Origin of the sequence: Xanthomonas sp. DAR 34887 (genome assembly GCF_041245805.1) — a bacterium.
Classification (GTDB): domain Bacteria; phylum Pseudomonadota; class Gammaproteobacteria; order Xanthomonadales; family Xanthomonadaceae; genus Xanthomonas_A; species Xanthomonas_A tesorieronis.
This window is the reverse complement of record NZ_CP162490.1, coordinates 2,334,607-2,354,866: the sequence shown is the minus strand read 5'-3', so window position 1 is coordinate 2,354,866 and position 20,260 is coordinate 2,334,607. Positions and strand designations below refer to the sequence as shown.

Below are 20,260 nucleotides of genomic sequence, written 5' to 3'. Positions count from 1 at the left end.
TTACCAGACCAGGTCGTCGGGGATCTGGTACTTCGGATCGGCGTAGGGATCTTCTTCGGCCGTGGCGTTCGGATCGACCCGCAGCGCCACCGCCGCCGGGAAGATCGCCTCGGCCTGATCCAGCAGCGCGGCCGTCACCAGCAGGTAGCGGCCGTTCTGCTGCAGCACGCCCAGCTCGCCGGCGTTGAGCGCCTTGAGCTGCTCGGCGGTGACGTAGATGCGCTTGATCTTGCCGCCATAAGGAAAATGGCGGGCGATGTCGGCCTCGGCGTGATTCAGCGCCTGGTCCTTCAGCAGTTCGTCGAGCTTGGCCCGCGCCTCGCGGCGCAGCCGCGCCTGCTCCTGCTTGAGCCGTTCGGCCTCGATGCGCTCGTCCTTCTCGCGCTGCGCACGGATCGCATAGGCCTTGGCCAGATCGATGTCCTCGCGCGTGCGCGGCGGCCGTGCGCCCTGCGGCCGCGCCGGTTGCTGGCCAGGCGCGCCTTGCGGCCTGCCCGCCCCCTGCGCTCGGCCGCGGCCGTCGCCCGCCGCATGCGCACGGGCGGCGCCATCGCCACGCGGGCGGCCGGCGCCGTCATGCGCGCGCGCGCCGCCGCCGGGCTTGCCGGCGGCGTGCGGACGTTCGCCACGCGCGCCCGACGGCTTGTGCTGACCGGGCCGCCCGCGCGAGGGTTGCGCGGGCGTGGCATTGCGCTCTGGGCGTTCGGGTTTCGGCACAGGCTTGAAGCCCAGGCCCAGCAGCTGGTCGCGGAGGGTATCGCTCATCGTGTCGGAATCGGATCGCTGTCAATAATGCGGAGGGGGTGGTTCGTCGGCGGGATCGGCGTACAGCGTGCTGCGCACCTTGCCCAGGTCTTCGAGCAGATGGCGCAGCAGCGTTGCGTTGCGTTGGCCTTCGGCGCGTGCCTCGGCCAACGCATCGCTCACCTCGGACAGCGCCTGTTCCTGGAAGGACAGGCGCGTCTCCAGCTCGATCAACCGGTTCTCCAGCAATCGATCCTGGGTGGAGAAATCATGTTTCACTGATCGAACGCCCGCGGCCGATGCCATAGTAAGCGAGGCCGAAGGTCTCGATTTCCTGCGGATCGTAGAGATTGCGGCCATCGAACACCACCGCGTCGCCGAGCAGCTCCTTGATCCGGGTGAAATCCGGGCTGCGGAACTGCTTCCATTCGGTGACCACGACCAGCGCGTCGGCGCCTTCCAGCGCAGCGAAGGCGTCCTCGCAGAACGTCAGATCGCCGCGTTCGCCGAAGATGCGCTTGGCTTCCTCGGTCGCCTCCGGATCGTAGGCACGCACCGTCGCCCCGGCGTCCCACAGCTGCGCCAGCAGACGGCGGCTGGACGCGGCGCGCATGTCGTCGGTATTGGGCTTGAACGCCAGGCCCCACACCGCGAAGGTCTTGCCGGCCACGCTCTGGCCGCCGTAATGGCGCTGGATCAGCTCGTACAGGTGGCCCTTCTGCGCCTCGTTGACCGCTTCCACCGCGTCCAGCAGCTTGGCCTCGTGGCCGTACTGCTGCGCGGTGCGCGCCAACGCCTGCACGTCCTTGGGGAAGCACGAGCCGCCGTAACCGGCGCCTGGGTAGATGAAGTGCCAGCCGATGCGCGGATCCGAGCCGATGCCCTGGCGCACCTTCTCCACGTCGGCGCCGACCCGCTCGGCAATGTTGGCGATCTCGTTCATGAAACTGATCTTGGTCGCCAGCATCGCATTGGCTGCGTACTTGGTCAGCTCGGCCGAACGCACGTCCATCTCCACGATGCGGTCGTGGTTGCGGTTGAACGGCGCGTACAGGCGGCGCAGGCGCGCGGCGGTGCCCGGCTTGCTGCTGCCGATCACGATGCGGTCCGGACGCATGCAGTCGGCGACCGCGTCGCCTTCCTTCAGGAATTCCGGATTGGACACCACGTCGAACTCGATCGTCTCGCCGCGCTTCTCAAGCTCGGCGGCGATCGCCGCGCGCACCTTGTCGGCGGTCCCGACCGGCACCGTGGACTTGTTGACCACCACGGTCGGTCCCTGGATGTGCTGGCCGATGGTGCGGGCCACCGCCAGCACGTACTGCAGATCGGCGCTACCGTCCTCGTCCGGCGGCGTGCCGACGGCGATGAACACGATATCTCCATGCGCGATGGCGCTTGCCGCATCGGTGGTGAAGAACAGCCTCCGTGCGGCGTGATTGGCCTTGACCATCGGCGAGAGGCCAGGCTCGTAGATCGGGACCGCGCCCTTGTTGAGCCCATCCACTTTGGCTTGGTCGATGTCCACGCACACCACGTGATGGCCTACCTCGGCCAGACAGGTTCCGGTGACAAGCCCGACATAGCCGGTGCCGAATATCGCTACACGCATGTAATCTCCTTTCGGTTATTGAAGGATGCCCAACAGTTCAACGTCGAAGGTGAGCATGGAATCCGGGCCGATCGGGCCGCCCGGCGTGCCCTGCGGGCCGTAGCCCAGGTTCGACGGAATCCAGAAACGGTACTTGGAGCCGACCGGCATCAGCGCCACGCCCTCGCTCCAGCCCGGCACCACCTGGCTGAGCGAGAACTCGGCCGGCTGTCCGGTCTTGTACGAGCTGTCGAACACTTCGCCATTCAGCAGCTTGCCTTCGTAGTTCACCCGCACCTTGCTGGTCGGCATCGGCCGCTCGCCGCTGCCCTGGCGCAGCACCATGTACTGCAGGCCCGACGGCGTGGTGATCACGCCCTTCTGGGTCTTGTTCTGGGCCAGGAAGGCGTTGCCCTTCTCGCGATTCTCGGTGGCCGCAGCGGCCTGCTTGGAGGCGCTGTAGGCCTGCAGCGTCGCCGCCGCCTGCTCCTGGGTCATCGCGGTGTCGCCCTTGGCGAACACGGTGCGCACGGCGCCCATCAGGGTGGCCAGATCGATCTCGTCCTGGATCCGCGCCAGCGACGGGCCGACCGCACGATCGCCGAGCATCAGGCCCACGTTCTGCTTGGACACCGGCGGCGGCTGGGTGCCCGGCGCCATGCCCGGCATCGGCTGCCCGGCACGTGCGGCCATCTGCGTGCGCAATGCGGTATCGGTGGCCTTCGCCTGCTCGTCGGACAGCAGCGGCTTGCCGCCCTTGAACGCGTTCTCGATCGCGCGCTGCATGGCATCCAGATCGATGTCCTGGGCGATGGGCTCGAACGAGCGCGCCACGTCCATGCCGATCGCATAGCTGATCTTCTGCTTCTCGCTGCCCAGCGCCGCCGGCTTGGCCGCAGCCGGGGCCTGTGCGGACGCACTGCCCGCCACCACCGCCATCCCCATCAACAGCGACGCCACGGCGCCGCGCATTCCCATCTTCATTCGCTACTTTCCTGGAAGTGAATTAGAGGCGCCGCCACGGCGCAGAGCCCGCATTGTCGCATGCGCGGCAACGATATCGACCCGGATTCAATGTGATCCCGGCTGCGCTTTCAGTTCGCGTTCGATGGCCGCGCGCAAGGCCGGATCGTCCGGCGCGATCTTGCTGGGGAACTGCGCGACCACGCGTCCGTCGCGCGCGATCAGATACTTGTGGAAGTTCCAGCCCGGTGCCACGCCGGTGGCCTTGGTCAGTTGCTGGTACAGCGGCGTCGCCTCGGCGCCAAGCACATGCACCTTCTCGAACATCGGGAACTTGACCCCGTAGGTCAACGTGCAGAATTCCTGGATCTGCTTCTCCGATCCGGGCTCCTGACCCTTGAAGTCGTTGGACGGGAAACCGAGCACGCTGAAGCCCTGCGCGGCATAGCGCTGCTGCAACTGCTCCAGGCCGTCGTACTGCGGAGTGAAGCCGCACTTGCTGGCGGTATTGACCACCAGCAGCACCTTGCCGCCGTAGGTCTTGTTCAGATTCACCTTGTCCTTGCCGGCCAGCGGACGGTAGTCCAGGTCCAGCAGCGACGCCGCCCAGGCACTGCCGGCGGTGCCGGCAGCGGCCAGGATCGCGAGGAAAAACAAGCGTTTGGATAGTTTCATCGGGGCACCATGGGAAGAAAGGAAAACGTGCAGGCACTAGGCCATGAGTTGGGTCGGTCACCGTGTTGACATGACGTGTAACGGTGTTATAGTTAAATACAACACCACTCACCCAGAGCAGGGAAACGATGAACCTCCAACGCATGCAGCGCAGCCTTCCGGCCATGGTCATCGTCGGCGCCCTGTTCTCGGTGAGCTGGGTCGGCGCCCAAGGCAGCCAGGGACGGTCGGCCGATTATGGCGCCAGCGAGCCGCAGGAAGACAGCCGCGCCCCGCCCGCACCGGTACGGCGGATGCGTGCATCGCTGTCGATGCCCTATTTCTCCTTCGCGCACACGCTGCGCCCGCGGAGCTGACCATGAGCGATATCCAATGGAGCGATGGCGCTCCGATCTACCGCCAGCTGAAGGATCGCGTGATCGCGATGATGCTGGACGGCATCATCAAGCCCGGCGACGCGCTGCCCTCGGTGCGCCAGGTCGCCGCCGAATACCAGCTCAATCCGATCACCGTTTCGCGCGCCTACCAGGAACTGGCCGACGAGGCGCTGGTCGAGAAGCGCCGCGGGCTGGGCATGTTCATGACCGAGGAAGCGGCCAAGAAGCTGCGCGGCAGCGAACGCGACCGCTTTCTCAACGAAGAGTGGCCTTTGGTGCTGGAACGGATCCAGCGCCTGGGCCTGACATTGGAAGACTTGTTGCCACCGGGGAAAACACCATGACTGCCGCTGTCGCCGCATCCGAATCCGTCGTCTCCGCGCGCTCGCTGCGCAAGACCTACAACCACAAGCCGGCGCTGGCCGATGCTTCCTTCGCGATCGCGCCGGGCCGCATCGTCGGCCTGATCGGTCCCAACGGCGCCGGCAAGACCACCGCCCTGAAAGCGGTGCTCGGCCTGACCGCGGTCGAGGGCGAACTGCGCGTGCTGGGCATGGATCCGCGCAAGCAGCGCAACGAACTGATGAACGACGTGTGCTTCATCGCCGACGTGGCCGTGCTGCCGCGCTGGATGCGGGTGCGCGAGGCGATCGACTTCGTCGCCGGGGTGCATCCGCGCTTCGACCGCGCCAAGTGCGAGCGTTTCCTGGCCAACACCAAGCTCACGCCCAAGCTGCGCGTGCGCGAGATGTCCAAGGGCATGATCGTGCAGTTGCACCTGGCGCTGGTGATGGCCATCGACGCGCGCCTGCTGGTGCTCGACGAACCCACCCTGGGCCTGGACATCCTGTACCGCAAGGAGTTCTACCAGCGCCTGCTGGAAGACTACTTCGACGAACAGAAGACCATCGTCATCACCACCCATCAGGTCGAGGAGATCGAACACATCCTCACCGACGTGCTGTTCATCCGCGACGGCCGCATCGTGCTCAGCGCCGACATGGAGCACATGGCCACCCGCTATACCGAACTGCTGGTGCCGGCCGAGCGCATCGACGCGGCGCGCGCGCTGCAGCCGATCGACGAGCGCGGCCTGCCGTTCGGCAAGACCGTGTTCCTGTACGACGGCGTGCCGCAGGCGCAACTGGCCGCGCTCGGCGAAACCCGCAATCCCGGCCTGGCCGACCTGTTCGTCGCCATCATGAAGGGGACCTACGCATGAACGCACCCGCAACCTCCATTTCCCCGCTGTCCACCTTCAAGTGGCTGCTCAAGCGCGAGTTCTGGGAGCACCGCGGCGGTTTCCTGTGGGCGCCGGTCATCGCCGGCTCCATCGTCACCGTGTTGTACGCCGTGCTTGCGGTGATCGGCACCGTGGCCGGCCACGGCAACGACACCAACAGCATCAACTGGGACGGCGGCCCGCAAAAAGTCAACGAGATCATCGGCGCGGTCGGCGACGGCACCATGCTCGCCGGCGTGGTCCTGGCCTGCGTGGTGCTGGCCTTCGTGGTCTTCTTCTACGCGCTGGGTTCGCTGTACGACGACCGCCGCGACCGCAGTGTGCTGTTCTGGAAGTCGCTGCCGCTGTCGGACCTGAACACGGTGCTGTCCAAGGCCGCCTGGGCGCTGCTGCTGGCGCCGATCGTGGCGATCGGCGTCGGTCTGCTGATCGGCATCGCGCTGTGGGTGATCACCGCATTGACCCTGTCGGTCAACGGCGTGCAGCAGAGCGGCGCCGTATTCACCCATTCGCATCCGCTGCGCATCATCGGCGGAGTGCTGTCGAACCTGCCGATCTACGTGATGTGGTCGCTGCCGACCATCGGCTGGCTGATGTTCTGCTCGGCCTGGGCGCGCACCAAGCCGTTCCTGTGGGCGGTGCTGATCCCGATCCTGGGCTGCGTGATGGGCAGCATGATGGGCATCCTGCCGATGCTCCACGTCAACCACAACGCGATCTGGTACACGGTGGTCTACCGCGGCCTGCTGAGCGTGCTGCCCGGCGCCTGGCTGCCGGTGCTCAGCGAGAGCGCGCCGCCGATGCAGATCGACGGGCCGCAGGACCTGGCCAACGCGATCCAGCTCAGCGACGCCTGGCGCATCTTCCAGAGCGCCGACATCTGGATCGGCGCGGCGGTCGGCGTGGCCTTCATCGTTGCGGCGATCTACCTGCGCCGCTGGCGCGACGAAGCCTGATCCGCAGCGCACTGCACTGCCCTTTCCGATTCCTTCTTTGCATATGGAGTTCACGATGATGCGCAAGACCTTGCTGCTGTCCGCGCTGCTGCTGGTCCCGGCCCTGGCGCTGGCGGACGAATGCCGGCATTCCGAGCCGCGCGACCTGAAACTGGACCTGGCAGGCGCCAAGACGGTGATCTTCGACGCGCAGCAGAACAACCTCAAGCTGACCGGCGCCGGCGGTGGCGCGTTCGAACTGCACGGCCGCGCCTGCGCCTCCGATGCGGACATGCTGAAGGAACTGACCGTGCGTCAGCGTCGCGAAGGCGACACCCTGATCGTCACCCTGAAGCACGACGGCAAGATCCACGGCATCAGCTCGGGCACCCGCTACGCCTACCTGGACCTGGCCGGCAGCGTGCCCAGTTCCCTGCCCGTGCAGCTGCGGCTGGGCTCCGGCGATGCCGATATCGGCGGCGTGGCCTCGCTCGACGCCACGGTCGGTTCCGGCGACCTGCATGCGCACGGCGTGCGCGGCGCGGTCAGCGCCACGGTGGGATCGGGCGACATCGAACTGCGCGACATCGGCAGCCTCAGCCTGCCGAACCTGGGCTCGGGCGACGTCAAGGCGAGCCAGGTCGGTGGCGACGTCAAGATCGGTATCGTCGGGTCCGGCGACCTGACCGTGCACGGCGTGCGCGGCGCGGTGCAGATCGGCAGCATCGGCTCCGGCGATGCGCAGCTGCGCGACGTGAGCGGCAGCGTGGCGCTGCAATCGATCGGCTCCGGCGACCTGGAAGTCAATGGCGTCGGCGGCAACCTCACCGTGGAGCGGGTCGGCAGCGGCGACATCCACCACAGCGGCGTGCGCGGCAGCGTCAACGTGCCCAAGCCGCGCTGATCCGCGGCGCTCCCTTCGCTACGATCGAGGACACACCCATGCAGCATCGTTCCCTGCCGTTGGCCGGCATCGCCCTGATCGGGTTATTGGCGCTGTCCGCCTGCCAGCCCTCCACGCCGCAGTCCGACAGGACCAGCAGCAACACGCCCAGCGCACGCAGCCTGAGCTTCGACAACGGCGACATCACGCTGAAGGTCTCTGGCCAGCCGCCGGCGACCATCACCCGCAGCGGCGACCTGCTGATCGACGGCAAGCAGGTCGCGGTCAGCGCCAAGCAGCACGCCTTGCTGGTGGCCTACCGCGAACAACTCAGCGCGGTCGGCATGCAGGGCCTGGAGGTCGGCAAGCAAGGCGCCGCGCTGGGCGTGAAAGCGGCCGGCGACGCGCTGGCCGGGGTCATCAGCGGCAACACCGACCATGTCGGCGAGCACATCGAGGCGCAGGCCGAAAAGCTCAAGCAGGAAGCGCTGAAGATCTGCGCGCAGGTGGCGACGCTGCGCCAGGCGCAGGACACGCTGGCGCAGCAGTTGCCGGCATTCCGTCCCTACGCCAGCCTCGACGCCAGCGACATCAGCGACTGCGACAAATCGGTCAAGTAATTGCGGCGGTCCCGGCCTAAAATGGCCGGACCTTCCTGCTCCGAATCGATCGATGAAGAAGACGCTAGTCGCCTGGTTTTCCTTGGTATCGCTGTGCCTGCTGCTGGCGGCGTGCGGCGCGCGCGACGGCGCCGCTTCGTCCTCGCGCGCCGAACGCGGCAAGCCGCGCGTGTCGGTGGACAGCATGACCGTGATGCTGCGCCGCGCGCCGGCCGCCAACGCCTCGATCGGCCCCGACGGCAGCCTGCGCATCGACGACATCGAACTGCCGCTGCCGCAGGCGCAGCGCACCCAGCTGCAACAGTTGTTCATGCACTTGCAGATGCAGCGCCAACGCACCCTGGAAACCGCGCCGCCGGACCCGAACATGCGTTCGGTCGGCTTCGCCACCACGCCGGAAATCAGCGCCCTGCAGAGCGAAGTGCTGCACGACATTCCGTCGCTGCAGCCGTACCAGGAGAGCTTCGGCAACCTGCAGGCGGAGCGGCGCTGAGGCAGCTGGCGCCTGCCGCAGCAGCGGTATCGGTCGCGACCGCTGCGGTGGGGATGGCCATGCAATCCACAGATCCTGTCGCGGCTGAAGCCGCTCCTACAGCGCGCACGGGCGCTCCCTTGCCGGTTTCCCTGTAGAGCGGCTTCAGCCGCGACCAACGGCGCCATCGAACCTTCCGACGAGACTGCGTCCGAAGCACCGGCCCTTCGCCGCACCATCGCAGCGGATGCATCCGCGCTGCGACGCCGGCGCCCCGTATCGCTCCAAACGCAGTGCCCCTGCCCTGCCCTGCATGGCACGGCACCCGCCGCACCATGCGGGCGCCACGCCTCAGCCGCCGCCGCCCGCGCCAGCGTGGATGCCGCCCTTGGTCAGCGCGGCCGGGTCGAGCAGCTTGCGCAGTTCGGCTTCGCCCAGGCCGCTGTCCTCCAGCGCGATCTCCAGCACCGGACGGTTCTCCTTGTAGGCGCGCTTGGCGATCGCCGCCGCCTTTTCGTAGCCAATGATCGGATTCAGCGCGGTGACCAGGATCGGATTGCGGTCCAGGGCCTCGCGGACCCGCTCTTCGCGGACCTTCAGCCCGGCGATCGCCGAATCGGCCAGCAACCGCGACACGTTGGCCAGCAGCGTGATCGACTCCAGCAGGTTGGCCGCGATCAGCGGCAGCGCCACGTTCAACTGGAAGTTGCCGGTCTGCCCGGCCACGGTGATCGCGGTGTGGTGGCCGATGACCTGCGCGCAGACCATCACCGTGGCCTCGGGAATGACTGGATTGACCTTGCCCGGCATGATCGAGCTGCCCGGCTGCAGCGCCGGCAACTCGATCTCGCCGAGCCCGGCCAGCGGCCCGGCATTCATCCAGCGCAGGTCGTTGGCGATCTTGATCAGCGCCACCGCCAGCGCATTGAGCTGGCCGGACAGTTCCACCGCATCGTCCTGCGCCGCCAGGCCTTCGAACTTGTTGTCGGCGCTATCGAACGCGCAGCCGGTCAGCGTGGACAAGGCCTTGGCCACCTTGCCGCCGAAACGCGGATCGGCGTTGATCCCGGTGCCGATCGCGGTGCCGCCCAACGGCAGCCGGCGCAGCCGCTTGAGGCTGTCCTGCAGCCGCTCCTGCGCCGAGGCCAGTTGCGCCGACCATGCACCGAACTCCTGGCCGAAGGTCAGCGGCATCGCATCCATCAGGTGCGTGCGCCCGGTCTTGACCACCTTGTCCAGTTGCCTGGCGCGCTTGTCGATGACCTTGCGCAGGTGCTTCAACGCCGGCAGCAATTGCTCCTGCGTGGCCAGCTGGGCCGAGACGCGGATCGCGGTCGGCACCACGTCGTTGGAACTCTGGCCGAGGTTGACGTGGTCGTTCGGATGCACCGCCGGCGCGCCCGGCTTGGACGCGCGCGAGGCCAGCGTGGCGATGACCTCGTTGGCATTCATGTTGGACGAGGTGCCCGAGCCGGTCTGGTAGATGTCGATCGGGAAATGCGCGTCGTGCCTGCCGTCGGCCACCTCCAGCGCGGCCGCCTGCACCGCCCTGGCCGCGGCCTTGGGCAGCAGTCCCAGGTCGGCGTTGACCCCGGCGGCGGCGGCCTTGATCAAGCCCAGCGCGCGGATGAAGCCGCGCGGCATCGGCTGTCCGGACACCGGAAAATTCTGCACCGCGCGCTGGGTCTGGGCCCCCCACAACGCCTCGGCCGGCACCTGCAACTCGCCCATGCTGTCGTGCTCGACCCTGAATTTGTCGCTCATTGCGCAATCTCCACATCTGCATAAGAGGAATTCCACCCGGCGCTGTCGCGAGGGATGTCCGGGAAGGCAGGCTGGCGGAGCTGCGGCTGGCGCAGGCATTATCCGCGGCACAGCGCCCGGCTGTCAGCAGTGTGCGCCAGCGCTTGTTAGCAAGGCCTGGAGGCGCGGCACCGTGGCCCCCCCCGATGTGGACGTAAACTGCGTCATCGCTGCCACGCCGCTGTCGGCATGCAGGCCTCGCGGGACCGGCGTCGTGGACAGCCACCGCAGGAAGTGGCCGTCAGACGTCGGCCGCGCGCGCCCGGCGCGCCTGCCGCGGATGGATCGGATCGAGCCCGGGAATCGACCCGCAGCCGCGCACTTCGGCAGCACCGGCGCGACAGCGCCGCGCGGTCGGTCGGCGATCCCGCTGCAGCGGCGGCCGCTTTGCCGGCCGCCGCGACCTGCGTTTACTGGCGATTGCTCTGGAAGACCAGATCGTTGTACTTCTTCAGCAGCCGTCCCGGCGAGCCTTCCGGGGCCAGCGTCGGGCTGTCCAGCCAGCCCTGTTCGATACTGCTGTACGGGGTCTTTTCGACGACGCGCTTGATCCGTGCCTTGCCTTCCTTGCGGAAATTCTCCGCGGCGGTCTCGAAACTGTTCCAGTCCAGCTTGCCCGGCTCCTGGTCGGCGACCTTGGCGTGCGCTTCGTCGGACAGCTTGTTGAAGCCGTCGAGCAAGGCCGTGGCCTTGGCCGTATCGAATTCGTCCTCCTGCATCAGGCCGACGATGTCCTTGGCCTCGAGCATCATCGACAGACGATAGAAGTCGCGGGTGCGGCCCTCGGCCTTTTCCATCGCCTTCAGCTGCTCGCGCTGGGCGGCGTCGTTCTGCGCGTCCAGTTCGGCGCTGAACGCATGGCTGGCCTCGGCGAATTCGGACAGGGCCGCCATCAGCGGCGCATGCAGCTGCTTGCCCTTGGCGAACCCGTCGTCCTGGTAGTCCTCGCGCTCGTAGTAATCGCGCACCTGATTGCCGATCGGCTGCAGCGTCTTTAATGCCGCCGCGTAACGCTTCGCGGCGGCATCCAGTGCCGGCAACGCCGGCTTGGCCGCGATGGCCTGCGTCATCGGCGCGTCGCAGACCTTCATGTCGTATTCGTCGATCTGCGCCGGCCCGTACACGCTGGTCTCCTTGCCGGTGGGTCCGGCGGCAGGATCCTTCATCCAGCGCACATAGGACTCGGCACCGCGATGGATGTCCGCGTCGACCTTGTTGAAACACTCGATGTAGGCGTTGAGCTTGCGGGTCAGCGCTTCATCCGGATCGTGCGAGGCGGCGGCGGATGCCTGGCTCCCGGCCGGGTCGGCCGGCGTCGCCGACGGTTTGCCGCCACAGGCAGCGAGGAACATGGACACGGCGGCGGCCAGCGCCGCCAGACGCAAAGAGCTAGTCATTCGGGAACATCCCTGTTGAAAACGATTACAGCCGATCATTTTAGCAAACGCGTCGAGCTTGGCAATGCGCTCGCGATGCACGCTGGCCGAGTCGAAGCGCACGCGGTCGGCATACCGGTGCGTAGGCATTCGCTACTGCATCGCCATGCGACGATGGCGAAATGCGCGCTCCATCGCGGTTCTTTTCCGCCCGCCATTAGGGAGGACGCGGCACAGCGCACGACCTCGCCTGTCAGCGGCACGCCACCTCGCTCGCGCCTCCCGCTGTCGGAAGCGATGCGCCGCATCGGCTAGACTGCCGGGTCGTATCACGATGGAACCACCACGCCGCCATGGGCGACGACACTCACTGTAGATGCCGGCGCGCGACGCGCCGAACAGCGCTCCGATCCGTTTTTGCATTCCCCGCCTCGCACCGCCGCGCGCCCGCGCCGCTCACCGGGACACGCGCATGATCGGCAACCTTTTGCTGCTTGCGCTGGCCATATTGCTGGTGCTGCTCAACGGCTTCTTCGTCGCCGCCGAGTTCGCCCTGGTCAAACTGCGCCATACCCAGGCCGTCGGCCTGGCCGAGCACCACGGCTGGCGCGGCCGCCTGCTGCTCAACGTGCACGGCCACCTCGACGCCTATCTCTCCGCCTGCCAGCTCGGCATCACCCTGTCCTCGCTGGGCCTGGGCTGGGTCGGCGAACCGGCGTTCGCGCACCTGCTGCAGCCGCTGTTCGACGTGCTGGGACTGAGCGAGGAGGCCGCGCACCTGAGCGCCTTCGTCATCGCCTTCAGTGTCATCTCGTTCCTGCACATCGTGCTTGGCGAACTCGCCCCCAAGTCGATGGCGATCCGGCGCCCGGAGCGCATGGCGCTGTGGACCGCCGCGCCGCTGTACCTGTTCTACTGGGCGATGTACCCGGCGATCTGGCTGCTCAACACCAGCGCCAACGGGCTGCTGAAGGTGCTGGGCTGGGGCGAGGTGGAGCACACCTCGCACCGCTATTCGCGCGAGGAACTGAAGCTGATCGTCGGCCGCCAGCAGCCCGCCGGCGGCGCGCCCGACCACGACCTGACCCTGATGAGCCATGCGCTGGAGCTGCCGGAACTGGTCGCCGGCGACCTGATGCGCTCGCGCGACCATCTGCGCGCGTTCCGCGACGGCGCGCGCGCGGACGCGGTGATGGCGGAGTTCGCCGAGAGCCGCTACAGCCGCTACCCGTGGTTCGACCGCGATGGCGAGGAGGTCCTCGGGATCCTGCACATGAAGGACCTGCTGGTGGAGATCGCGCATGGCCGCCACAGCGACGACCTGCGTGCGCTGCTGCGCCCGGCCAACCTGATCGCGCTGGAGACACCGGTGCCGCTGGTGCTGGAACGCTTCCGCATCGGCACCACCCACCTGGCGCTGTGCGTGGACGAGCACGGCCGCATCCTCGGCTACTTCACCCTGGAAGACCTGCTGGAGGTGGTGGTCGGCGACATCGAGGACGAGCACCCGCACGTCGTCAAGGACGCCCCGATCCGCGGCGCCGACGGTACCGTGCTGCTCGCCGGCTCGACCTCGATCTTCCGCCTCGAGCGCCTGCTCGGCCGCGACCTGAACGCACCGGAGCACCTGAATTCGGTCGGCGGCCTGATCGTGCACCAGTTGCAGCGCCTGCCCAGCGAGGGCGAGCAACTGACCGTCGACGGCCATCTGTTCACCGTCAAACGCATGGCCGGGCACCGCATCCAGGCGGTGACGGTGGGACTGGAGCAGGCCGCCGAAGCCGCGGCAACGTAGAATGACCGCCCCACCGTCACCGCCCCAGCGCCCCCCACCATGTCCGACTCCGCCCTGCTCGCCCTGTCCCCGCTCGATGGCCGCTACGCCGGCAAGGTCGATGCCCTGCGGCCGATCTTCTCCGAATACGGCCTGATCAAGGCGCGGGTGAAGGTGGAGATCGAATGGCTGCTGGCGCTGGGCGCCGAGCCGGGCATCGCCGAGCTGCCCGCGTTCTCGGCGGCCGCCACGCAGCGGCTGCGCGCGCTGGCCGACGGCTTCGGCGTCGAACACGCGGCGCGGGTCAAGCAGATCGAGCGCACCACCAACCACGACGTCAAGGCGGTGGAGTACTTCATCAAGGAGCAGCTCAAGGACGACGCCGAACTCGGCCCGGCGCTGGAATTCGTGCATTTCGCCTGTACCAGCGAGGACATCAACAACCTCAGCTACGGGCTGATGCTGGAGCAGGCGCGGCGCGAGGTGCTGCTGCCGACGCTGGACGGCGTGGTCGATTCGCTGCGTGCGCTGGCGCATGCCCAGGCCGCGCAGCCGATGCTGTCGCGCACCCACGGCCAGACCGCCTCGCCGACCACCCTGGGCAAGGAAATCGCCAACGTCGTCGCACGCCTGGAACGGCAGCGCCGGCAGATCGCCGCGGTCGAGCTGACCGGCAAGATCAACGGCGCGGTCGGCAACTACAACGCGCACGTGGCCAGCTACCCGGACGTGGACTGGCCGGCATTCGCGCAGCGCTTCGTCGAAGGCCTGGGCCTGGTGTTCAACCCCTACACCACCCAGATCGAGCCGCACGACAACGTCGCCGAACTCGGCGATGCCACCCGCCGCGCCAACACCATCCTGATCGACCTGGCCCGCGACATCTGGGGCTACATCTCGCTCGGCTACTTCAAGCAGAAGCTCAAGGAAGGCGAAGTCGGCTCCTCGACCATGCCGCACAAGGTCAACCCGATCGACTTCGAGAACGCCGAAGGCAACTTCGGCATCGCCAACGCGCTGTTCGAACATTTCAGCGCGAAGCTGCCAATTAGCCGCTGGCAGCGCGACCTCACCGACTCCACCGTGCTGCGCGCGCTCGGCACCGCGTTCGGCCACAGCCAGGTGGCGCTGGATTCGCTGGCCAAGGGCCTGGGCAAGCTGACCGTCAATCCAGAACGCCTGGATGCCGACCTCGACGCCGCCTGGGAAGTGCTGGCCGAAGCGGTGCAGACGGTGATGCGCCGCCACGGCCTGCCCAACCCGTACGAACAGCTCAAGGCGCTGACCCGCGGCCAGGGCATCACCGCCGCCTCGATGCAGGCCTTCGTCGAAACCCTGGACCTGCCGGAGGACGCCAAGCAGCGCTTGCGTGCGTTGACCCCGGGCGGCTACATCGGCCTGGCCGAGCGCCTGGCGCGCGCGATCTGAGCAAGGCGCGCCGGCTCCGCGCCGGCGCGGCACCACCGCCTTCGGGCCCGACCTAAGAACGGCAGCCGCGCCAGCCGCGCATTCGCAAGCACGCCGCCGCCCCCACCGCCATGCGCACGGACAAGGCAGCGTGCGGCGGGCTGGGCGACAATGGCGGCCATCGCCGGCCTCCACGCCGGCCTCGCCCCTGCCGGACCGCCTGCCCATGAAGAAACCTGCCTCGTTCCCGATCGAAATCGACGCCACCCGGCAATTGCCGCTGGGCATGCCCGCCGCGCGCTTCCTGCGCGACTACTGGCACAAGCGTCCGCTGCTGATCCGCAACGCCTTTCCCGGCTTCGTCTCGCCGATCGAGCCGGGCGATCTGGCCGGCTTGGCCTGCGAAGAGGCCGCGCTGTCGCGGCTGGTCGTGCACGACCGCGCGAACGACCGCTGGAGCGTACGCAGCGGGCCGTTCCAGGAAAGCGAATTCCCGGGCATGCCCGACCACGACTGGACCCTGCTGGTGCAGGACGTCGACAAGTGGGACCCGGACATCCGCGCCCTGCTCGAGCAGTTCCGCTTCCTGCCGCGCTGGCGGGTGGACGACGTGATGGTCAGCTTCGCCGCACCCGGCGGCTCGGTCGGCGCGCATGTGGACCACTACGACGTGTTCCTGCTGCAGGCGCACGGCCACCGCCGCTGGCAGATCGACGCCAGCGCTTCGCTGGGCCGCGCCGCGCCGCCGACCGACTTCCGCGAGGACGTCGAGCTGAAGCTGCTGCGCAGCTTCAGCCCCACCCACGACTGGGTGCTCTGCCCCGGCGACATGCTGTACCTGCCGCCGCTGGTGCCGCACCACGGCGTCGCCGAAGACGCCTGCCTGACCTTCTCGGTGGGCACGCGCGCGCCGTCCTCGGCCGAACTGATCGGCGATTATCTGGATACCCTGATCGAGGGCGCCGACGAGGCCGTGCGCTATCACGACGAGGACCTGCAGGTGCCGGCCGATCCGTACGAGATCGATGCGGCGGCGATGGGCCGCGTGGTCGAGGCGCTGAACGCGCTGCGCATGAACGATCCCGACCGCCTCGGCGCCTGGTTCGGCCGCTTCATCACCACCTACCGCGCCGCCGGCGAGATCCTGCCGCCGGCCAACCCGCCGGCGCCGCAGGAAGTGGTCGCAGCGCTGCAACAGGGCCTGCTCCTGCAGCGCCATCCGTGGGCGCGGCCGGCCTGGCGCCGGGCCTCGCGCGGCGCCACCCTGTTCTGCAGCGGCCTGGAATTCGCCCTGCCGATCAAGGACGCGCAGCGCCTGGCCGCGGCCGACACGCTCGATGGCCGCGACTACGCGGCGCTGTCCGCCGCCGGCCGCGAGACCCTGCTGCAGCTGGTCGAAGCCGGCTTCTACCAGCCGCTGGACGAAGCCGACCACGGCGACGAGGATGCCGACGCACAGGACTGAGCCGCCCGCCATGCCCGCCACCCCTGGCTTTCGCATCGAAACGCTCGACCCTGCCCGCCAGGCAGGCGAACTGCGCGCGCTGCGCGAGCAGGCCGGCGTGCCGATGCCGGCGGATGCGCCTGGCCAGGCCCTGGATGCGCTGAGCTACCACGTGCTGGCCCGCGCCGACGACGGCCAGCCGCTCGGCAGCGCACGGCTGGGCCCGGAGCAGCGCATCGACGGCATGGCGGTGCTGCCGGCCTGGCGCGGCCGCGGCGTCGGCAGCGCGCTGCTTGGCGCATTGATCGAGCAAGCACGGCGCCTGCACTGGCCACGCCTGGACCTGCAGGCGCCGCCGGCCGCGCTCGACTTCTGCGCGCGGCACGGCTTCCTGCCGCTCGGCGCGCGCATCGTCGACGCCCATGGCGGCGGCGAACGGCAACCGATGCGGCGGCTGCTCGGCGCCGCCGCCGCGGTGGAGGATGCGGCCGCGGCGATCGCGGCCAGCGCCGCGGTGGTCGCGCAGGCGCGGCGCCAGCTGCTGATCTACAGCCGCGCGCTGGATCCGGGCCTGCTGGACAGCGCGCCGCTGCTCGCGCAACTGCGCCGCTTCGCGGTGGCCGCGCACGACAAGCAGGTGCGCGTGCTGCTGCACGACGCGGCCGCCCCGCAGCGCGCCGCCGCGCCGCTGCTGGCCCTGGCGCAACGCCTGCCCAGCGTGTTCCGCTTCCGCGAAGTGGTCGATCCGGTGGACCAGGGCTATGCCGCCGCGTACTTGGTCAACGACGGCGGCGGCTACTACTTCCGTGCACTGGGTCACCGTTACGACGGCGAGACCGACCTGCTCGGCGGCGGCCGCGCGCGCCAGTTGCGCGAGGCGTTCGCGCGGGTCTGGGAACGTTCGCGCGACTGCAGCGAGCTGCGCGCGCTGGGCTGGTAGCGGCGTGCGGGCACTGCCGATGCTGCGGTGAATGAACCCCGCGTAGCCCCTGTGTATCCGAAATGCACACCCCGGCTTGCGCATGGGGGTATAATTTTTTCGCTTGATTACGCCCGCGCGGGCCTCGCGTCCGCCGGTTCCAACCGCAAGCCAACCCACAAAGCGACCCGACCCCACCATCGTGGACAATCTCCTAAAGCAGTTTGCGCAGTCATCGCAACTCGCCGGCGGCAATGCCGCCTATATCGAAGACCTGTACGAGCAGTACCTGGTCTCTCCCGACAGCATCGACCCCAAGTGGAAAACCTACTTCGACGGCTTCCAGGGCCGCGATGCCGGTGACGTTCCCCACTCGGCGGTCATCGCCCACATCGCCAGCGCAGCGCGCCAGGCCGCCAATAGCGGCACCAGCCCCGGCGGCGACGAGCGCGAGCGCCATGTCGGCCGCCTGATCACCGCCTACCGCTCGCGCGGCCACCTCGGCGCGCGTCTGGACCCGCTGGGCCTGACCCCGCCGGTGAACCCGCCGGACCTGGGGCTGCCGTTCCACAGCCTGTCGGAAAGCGACCTGGGCAGCGAGTTCAGCACCGGCGGCCTCGGCGGCCAGCCGCGGATGAAGCTGCGCGACCTGCTGGCGCGGCTGAAGGCGACCTACACCGGGTCGATCGGCAGCGAATTCATGCATATCTCCGAATTCGAGCAGCGCCAGTGGATCTACCAGCGGCTGGAGAACGCCGGCGGCAACATCGCCGCCGACGCCGACAGCCGCCGCCGCACGCTGGAGCGGATCACCGCCGCCGAAGGCCTGGAGCGCTACCTGCACACCAAGTACGTCGGCCAGAAGCGCTTCTCGCTGGAAGGCGGCGATGCGCTGATCCCGATGATGGACGTGGTGGTGCGCCGCGCCGGCGCCGATGCGGTCAAGGACATCGTGGTCGGCATGGCCCACCGCGGCCGCCTCAACGTGCTGGTCAACACCCTGGGCAAGAACCCCCGCAAGCTGTTCGACGAGTTCGAAGGCAAGTTCGAGCACGCCCACGACGACCGCGCCCACACCGGCGACGTGAAGTACCACATGGGCTTCTCCGCCGACGTGGCGGTGGCCGACGGCAAGTCGGTGCACCTGGCGCTGGCGTTCAACCCCTCGCACCTGGAAATCGTCGACCCGGTCGTGGTCGGCAGCGTGCGCTCGCGCCAGGAGCGCTACGGCGACGCCGCGCGCAAGTCGGTGCTGCCGGTGATCATCCACGGCGACGCCGCATTCGCCGGCCAGGGCGTGGTGATGGAGCTGTTCCAGATGTCGCAGGCGCGCGGCTTCGCGGTCGGCGGCACCGTGCACATCGTGGTCAACAACCAGATCGGCTTCACCACCAGCGCCCGCGACGACGCCCGCTCCACGCTGTACTGCACCGACGTGGCGAAGATGATCGGCGCGCCGGTGTTCCATGTGAACGGCGACGATCCGGACGCGGTGGCGTTCGTGGCCAACCTGGCCTACGACTTCCGCCAGCAGTTCAAGAAGGACGTGGTCATCGACCTGGTCTGCTACCGCCGCTGGGGCCACAACGAGGCCGACGAGCCGGCGGCGACGCAGCCGGTGATGTACCAGACCATCCGCAAGCACAAGACCACCCGCGAGCTGTACGCCGCGCAGCTGGAAAGCGAAGGCGTGATCCAGCCGGGCGAGGCGCAGGCGCTGGTCGACGGCTATCGCAACAAGCTCGATTCGGGCGAATACACCACCGAGCTGGCGACCCGCAAGCCGGACGAATTCGCCATCGACTGGAGCAACTACCTGTCCGGCAAGCTCGCCGACAAGGTCGACACCACGGTCAAGCGCAAGACCCTGGACCAGTTGGCCAAGATCATCACCACAATCCCGGCCGGCGTGGAGCTGCATCCGCGCGTGGCCAAGATCTACGAAGACCGGGTGAAGATGGCCGCCGGCGACCTGCCGGGCGACTGGGGCTTCGCCGAGAACCTGGCCTACGCCACCCTGCTCGGCGAGGGCCACAAGCTGCGCCTGGTCGGCCAGGACGCCGGCCGCGGCACGTTCTTCCACCGCCACGCGATCCTGCACGACCAGAAGACCGACAGCTACTACCTGCCGCTGCGCCAGTTGGTCGAGAACCCGGAAGACGCCACCGTGATCGACTCGCTGCTCAGCGAGGAAGCGGTGATGGGCTTCGAGTACGGCTACTCGACCACCGATCCCAATGCGCTGTGCATCTGGGAAGCGCAGTTCGGCGATTTCGCCAACGGCGCGCAGGTGGTGATCGACCAGTTCATCGCCGCCGGCGAAGCCAAGTGGGGCCGCATCAGCGGGCTGTCGCTGTTCCTGCCGCACGGCTACGAAGGGCAAGGCCCGGAGCACAGCTCCGCGCGCCTGGAGCGCTTCCTGCAGCTGTGCGCGCTGGAGAACATGCTGGTCTGCGTGCCGACCACGCCGGCGCAGTGCTTCCACATGATCCGCCGGCAGATGCGCATGACCACGCGCAAGCCGCTGGTGGTGATGACGCCCAAGTCGCTGCTGCGCCACAAGCTGGCGGTGTCGACGCTGGAGGAACTGGCCGACGGCGAGTTCCAGCACCTGATCCCGGACGCCAAGGCCGATCCGAAGCGGGTCAAGCGCGTGGTGGCCTGCTCGGGCAAGGTCTACTACGACCTGCTCGAGGACCAGACCAAGCGCGGCCAGGACGATGTCGCCATCCTGCGCGTGGAGCAGCTGTACCCGTTCCCGCGCGAGCTGCTGGCCGCGGAACTCAAGCGCTACAGCAACGCCACCGACCTGGTCTGGTGTCAGGAAGAACCGCAGAACCAGGGCGCCTGGTACCAGATCAAGCATCACCTGCAGGCCTGCCTGGCCGACGGGCAAAGCCTGCATTACGCCGGCCGCCCGCGCTCGCCGTCTCCCGCTGCCGGCCATTTCGCCGAGCATGTGGAAGAGCAGCTGAAGCTGGTCGCCGATGCGCTATTGAATCCGTTCAACGACCAAGTCGCTGAATAACCCTCC

The 20,260-nt window shown here is 68.2% G+C and carries 19 protein-coding genes; 12 read left to right on the top strand and 7 right to left on the bottom strand.

What is annotated here, in order from left to right; genetic code table 11:
• The 5 genes from AB3X08_RS10045 to AB3X08_RS10025 form a co-directional block, all read right to left on the bottom strand.
• Entirely contained in the window at positions 1–765 is a 765-nt protein-coding gene (locus AB3X08_RS10045; protein ID WP_369937995.1) for a DUF2058 domain-containing protein, read from the bottom strand.
• A gap of 21 nt (positions 766–786) precedes the next feature.
• Complete coding sequence (locus AB3X08_RS10040) at positions 787–1,050, bottom strand: SlyX family protein (RefSeq protein WP_369937993.1); 264 nt, start codon at positions 1,048–1,050, stop codon at positions 787–789.
• The gene (locus AB3X08_RS10035) at positions 1,013–2,356 is read right to left on the bottom strand and encodes a UDP-glucose dehydrogenase family protein (RefSeq protein ID WP_369937992.1); all 1,344 of its coding nucleotides are present in this window, start codon (positions 2,354–2,356) and stop codon (positions 1,013–1,015) included. Before AB3X08_RS10035 ends, AB3X08_RS10040 begins: the two co-directional genes overlap by 38 nt.
• Before the next feature lie 15 nt (positions 2,357–2,371).
• Entirely contained in the window at positions 2,372–3,319 is a 948-nt protein-coding gene (locus AB3X08_RS10030) for an FKBP-type peptidyl-prolyl cis-trans isomerase N-terminal domain-containing protein (RefSeq protein ID WP_369937990.1), read from the bottom strand.
• 87 nt (positions 3,320–3,406) lie between these two features.
• Positions 3,407–3,973, bottom strand: a complete 567-nt coding sequence (locus AB3X08_RS10025) for a glutathione peroxidase (RefSeq protein WP_369937988.1) — start codon at positions 3,971–3,973, stop codon at positions 3,407–3,409.
• A gap of 128 nt (positions 3,974–4,101) precedes the next feature.
• Between AB3X08_RS10025 and AB3X08_RS10020 the strand changes: the two genes are divergently transcribed.
• Genes AB3X08_RS10020 through AB3X08_RS09990 form a run of 7 tightly spaced genes read left to right on the top strand, consistent with a single transcriptional unit; the run spans position 4,102 to position 8,524 of the window.
• A complete protein-coding gene (locus AB3X08_RS10020; RefSeq protein WP_184410148.1) occupies positions 4,102–4,329 on the top strand; it encodes a hypothetical protein in 228 nt (75 codons plus the stop codon).
• 2 nt (positions 4,330–4,331) lie between these two features.
• On the top strand, positions 4,332–4,694 hold the full coding sequence (locus AB3X08_RS10015) for a GntR family transcriptional regulator (RefSeq protein WP_046980357.1): 363 nt from the start codon (positions 4,332–4,334) through the stop codon (positions 4,692–4,694).
• A complete protein-coding gene (locus AB3X08_RS10010) occupies positions 4,691–5,572 on the top strand; it encodes an ABC transporter ATP-binding protein (RefSeq protein ID WP_179565111.1) in 882 nt (293 codons plus the stop codon). Before AB3X08_RS10015 ends, AB3X08_RS10010 begins: the two co-directional genes overlap by 4 nt.
• Entirely contained in the window at positions 5,569–6,549 is a 981-nt protein-coding gene (locus AB3X08_RS10005) for an ABC transporter permease (protein ID WP_369937985.1), read from the top strand. The genes AB3X08_RS10010 and AB3X08_RS10005 overlap by 4 nt, the downstream gene beginning before the upstream one ends.
• Before the next feature lie 58 nt (positions 6,550–6,607).
• Positions 6,608–7,432: a GIN domain-containing protein gene (locus AB3X08_RS10000; protein WP_369938507.1), complete on the top strand. Its 825-nt coding sequence runs from the start codon at positions 6,608–6,610 to the stop codon at positions 7,430–7,432.
• 38 nt (positions 7,433–7,470) lie between these two features.
• Positions 7,471–8,031: a DUF2884 family protein gene (locus AB3X08_RS09995; protein ID WP_369937984.1), complete on the top strand. Its 561-nt coding sequence runs from the start codon at positions 7,471–7,473 to the stop codon at positions 8,029–8,031.
• Positions 8,032–8,083: 52 nt separating this feature from the next.
• The gene (locus AB3X08_RS09990) at positions 8,084–8,524 is read left to right on the top strand and encodes a hypothetical protein (RefSeq protein WP_369937983.1); all 441 of its coding nucleotides are present in this window, start codon (positions 8,084–8,086) and stop codon (positions 8,522–8,524) included.
• A 330-nt stretch (positions 8,525–8,854) separates the two neighbouring features.
• Here AB3X08_RS09990 and AB3X08_RS09985 read toward each other — a convergent pair whose 3' ends face one another.
• Positions 8,855–10,267, bottom strand: a complete 1,413-nt coding sequence (locus tag AB3X08_RS09985; RefSeq protein ID WP_369937982.1) for a class II fumarate hydratase — start codon at positions 10,265–10,267, stop codon at positions 8,855–8,857.
• A gap of 449 nt (positions 10,268–10,716) precedes the next feature.
• Positions 10,717–11,703 carry a YiiG family protein gene (locus AB3X08_RS09980; RefSeq protein ID WP_369938505.1) on the bottom strand — a complete coding sequence of 329 codons (987 nt, stop codon included), beginning with the start codon at positions 11,701–11,703 and terminating at the stop codon, positions 10,717–10,719.
• Positions 11,704–12,154: 451 nt separating this feature from the next.
• On the opposite strand from AB3X08_RS09980, the gene AB3X08_RS09975 reads away from it, so the two are divergent.
• The 5 genes from AB3X08_RS09975 to AB3X08_RS09955 all read left to right on the top strand — a co-directional run bounded on the left by AB3X08_RS09975 (position 12,155) and on the right by AB3X08_RS09955 (position 20,254).
• Positions 12,155–13,477: a hemolysin family protein gene (locus AB3X08_RS09975; protein WP_369937980.1), complete on the top strand. Its 1,323-nt coding sequence runs from the start codon at positions 12,155–12,157 to the stop codon at positions 13,475–13,477.
• Between the two features lie 39 nt (positions 13,478–13,516).
• Positions 13,517–14,884, top strand: coding sequence for an adenylosuccinate lyase (purB, locus tag AB3X08_RS09970; RefSeq protein WP_369937979.1), 1,368 nt, complete (start codon positions 13,517–13,519; stop codon positions 14,882–14,884).
• A 205-nt stretch (positions 14,885–15,089) separates the two neighbouring features.
• A complete protein-coding gene (locus tag AB3X08_RS09965) occupies positions 15,090–16,328 on the top strand; it encodes a JmjC domain-containing protein (protein ID WP_369937978.1) in 1,239 nt (412 codons plus the stop codon).
• Between the two features lie 10 nt (positions 16,329–16,338).
• Positions 16,339–17,247: a GNAT family N-acetyltransferase gene (locus AB3X08_RS09960; protein ID WP_369937975.1), complete on the top strand. Its 909-nt coding sequence runs from the start codon at positions 16,339–16,341 to the stop codon at positions 17,245–17,247.
• Between the two features lie 181 nt (positions 17,248–17,428).
• Positions 17,429–20,254: a 2-oxoglutarate dehydrogenase E1 component gene (locus tag AB3X08_RS09955; RefSeq protein ID WP_369937974.1), complete on the top strand. Its 2,826-nt coding sequence runs from the start codon at positions 17,429–17,431 to the stop codon at positions 20,252–20,254.
• The last annotated feature ends 6 nt before the right edge of the window (positions 20,255–20,260 follow it).

Coding starts and splice junctions, on each gene's coding strand:
- AB3X08_RS09995 (WP_369937984.1), top strand. CDS start 7,471: ATGCAGCATCGTTCCCTGCCGTTGGCCGGCATCGCCCTGATCGGGTTA.
- purB (WP_369937979.1), top strand. CDS start 13,517: ATGTCCGACTCCGCCCTGCTCGCCCTGTCCCCGCTCGATGGCCGCTAC.
- AB3X08_RS09990 (WP_369937983.1), top strand. CDS start 8,084: ATGAAGAAGACGCTAGTCGCCTGGTTTTCCTTGGTATCGCTGTGCCTG.
- AB3X08_RS10030 (WP_369937990.1), bottom strand. CDS start 3,319: ATGAAGATGGGAATGCGCGGCGCCGTGGCGTCGCTGTTGATGGGGATG.
- AB3X08_RS10020 (WP_184410148.1), top strand. CDS start 4,102: ATGAACCTCCAACGCATGCAGCGCAGCCTTCCGGCCATGGTCATCGTC.
- AB3X08_RS10045 (WP_369937995.1), bottom strand. CDS start 765: ATGAGCGATACCCTCCGCGACCAGCTGCTGGGCCTGGGCTTCAAGCCT.
- AB3X08_RS10005 (WP_369937985.1), top strand. CDS start 5,569: ATGAACGCACCCGCAACCTCCATTTCCCCGCTGTCCACCTTCAAGTGG.
- AB3X08_RS10015 (WP_046980357.1), top strand. CDS start 4,332: ATGAGCGATATCCAATGGAGCGATGGCGCTCCGATCTACCGCCAGCTG.
- AB3X08_RS10040 (WP_369937993.1), bottom strand. CDS start 1,050: ATGGCATCGGCCGCGGGCGTTCGATCAGTGAAACATGATTTCTCCACC.
- AB3X08_RS10025 (WP_369937988.1), bottom strand. CDS start 3,973: ATGAAACTATCCAAACGCTTGTTTTTCCTCGCGATCCTGGCCGCTGCC.
- AB3X08_RS09985 (WP_369937982.1), bottom strand. CDS start 10,267: ATGAGCGACAAATTCAGGGTCGAGCACGACAGCATGGGCGAGTTGCAG.
- AB3X08_RS09980 (WP_369938505.1), bottom strand. CDS start 11,703: ATGACTAGCTCTTTGCGTCTGGCGGCGCTGGCCGCCGCCGTGTCCATG.
- AB3X08_RS09960 (WP_369937975.1), top strand. CDS start 16,339: ATGCCCGCCACCCCTGGCTTTCGCATCGAAACGCTCGACCCTGCCCGC.
- AB3X08_RS10000 (WP_369938507.1), top strand. CDS start 6,608: ATGCGCAAGACCTTGCTGCTGTCCGCGCTGCTGCTGGTCCCGGCCCTG.
- AB3X08_RS10035 (WP_369937992.1), bottom strand. CDS start 2,356: ATGCGTGTAGCGATATTCGGCACCGGCTATGTCGGGCTTGTCACCGGA.
- AB3X08_RS09975 (WP_369937980.1), top strand. CDS start 12,155: ATGATCGGCAACCTTTTGCTGCTTGCGCTGGCCATATTGCTGGTGCTG.
- AB3X08_RS10010 (WP_179565111.1), top strand. CDS start 4,691: ATGACTGCCGCTGTCGCCGCATCCGAATCCGTCGTCTCCGCGCGCTCG.
- AB3X08_RS09965 (WP_369937978.1), top strand. CDS start 15,090: ATGAAGAAACCTGCCTCGTTCCCGATCGAAATCGACGCCACCCGGCAA.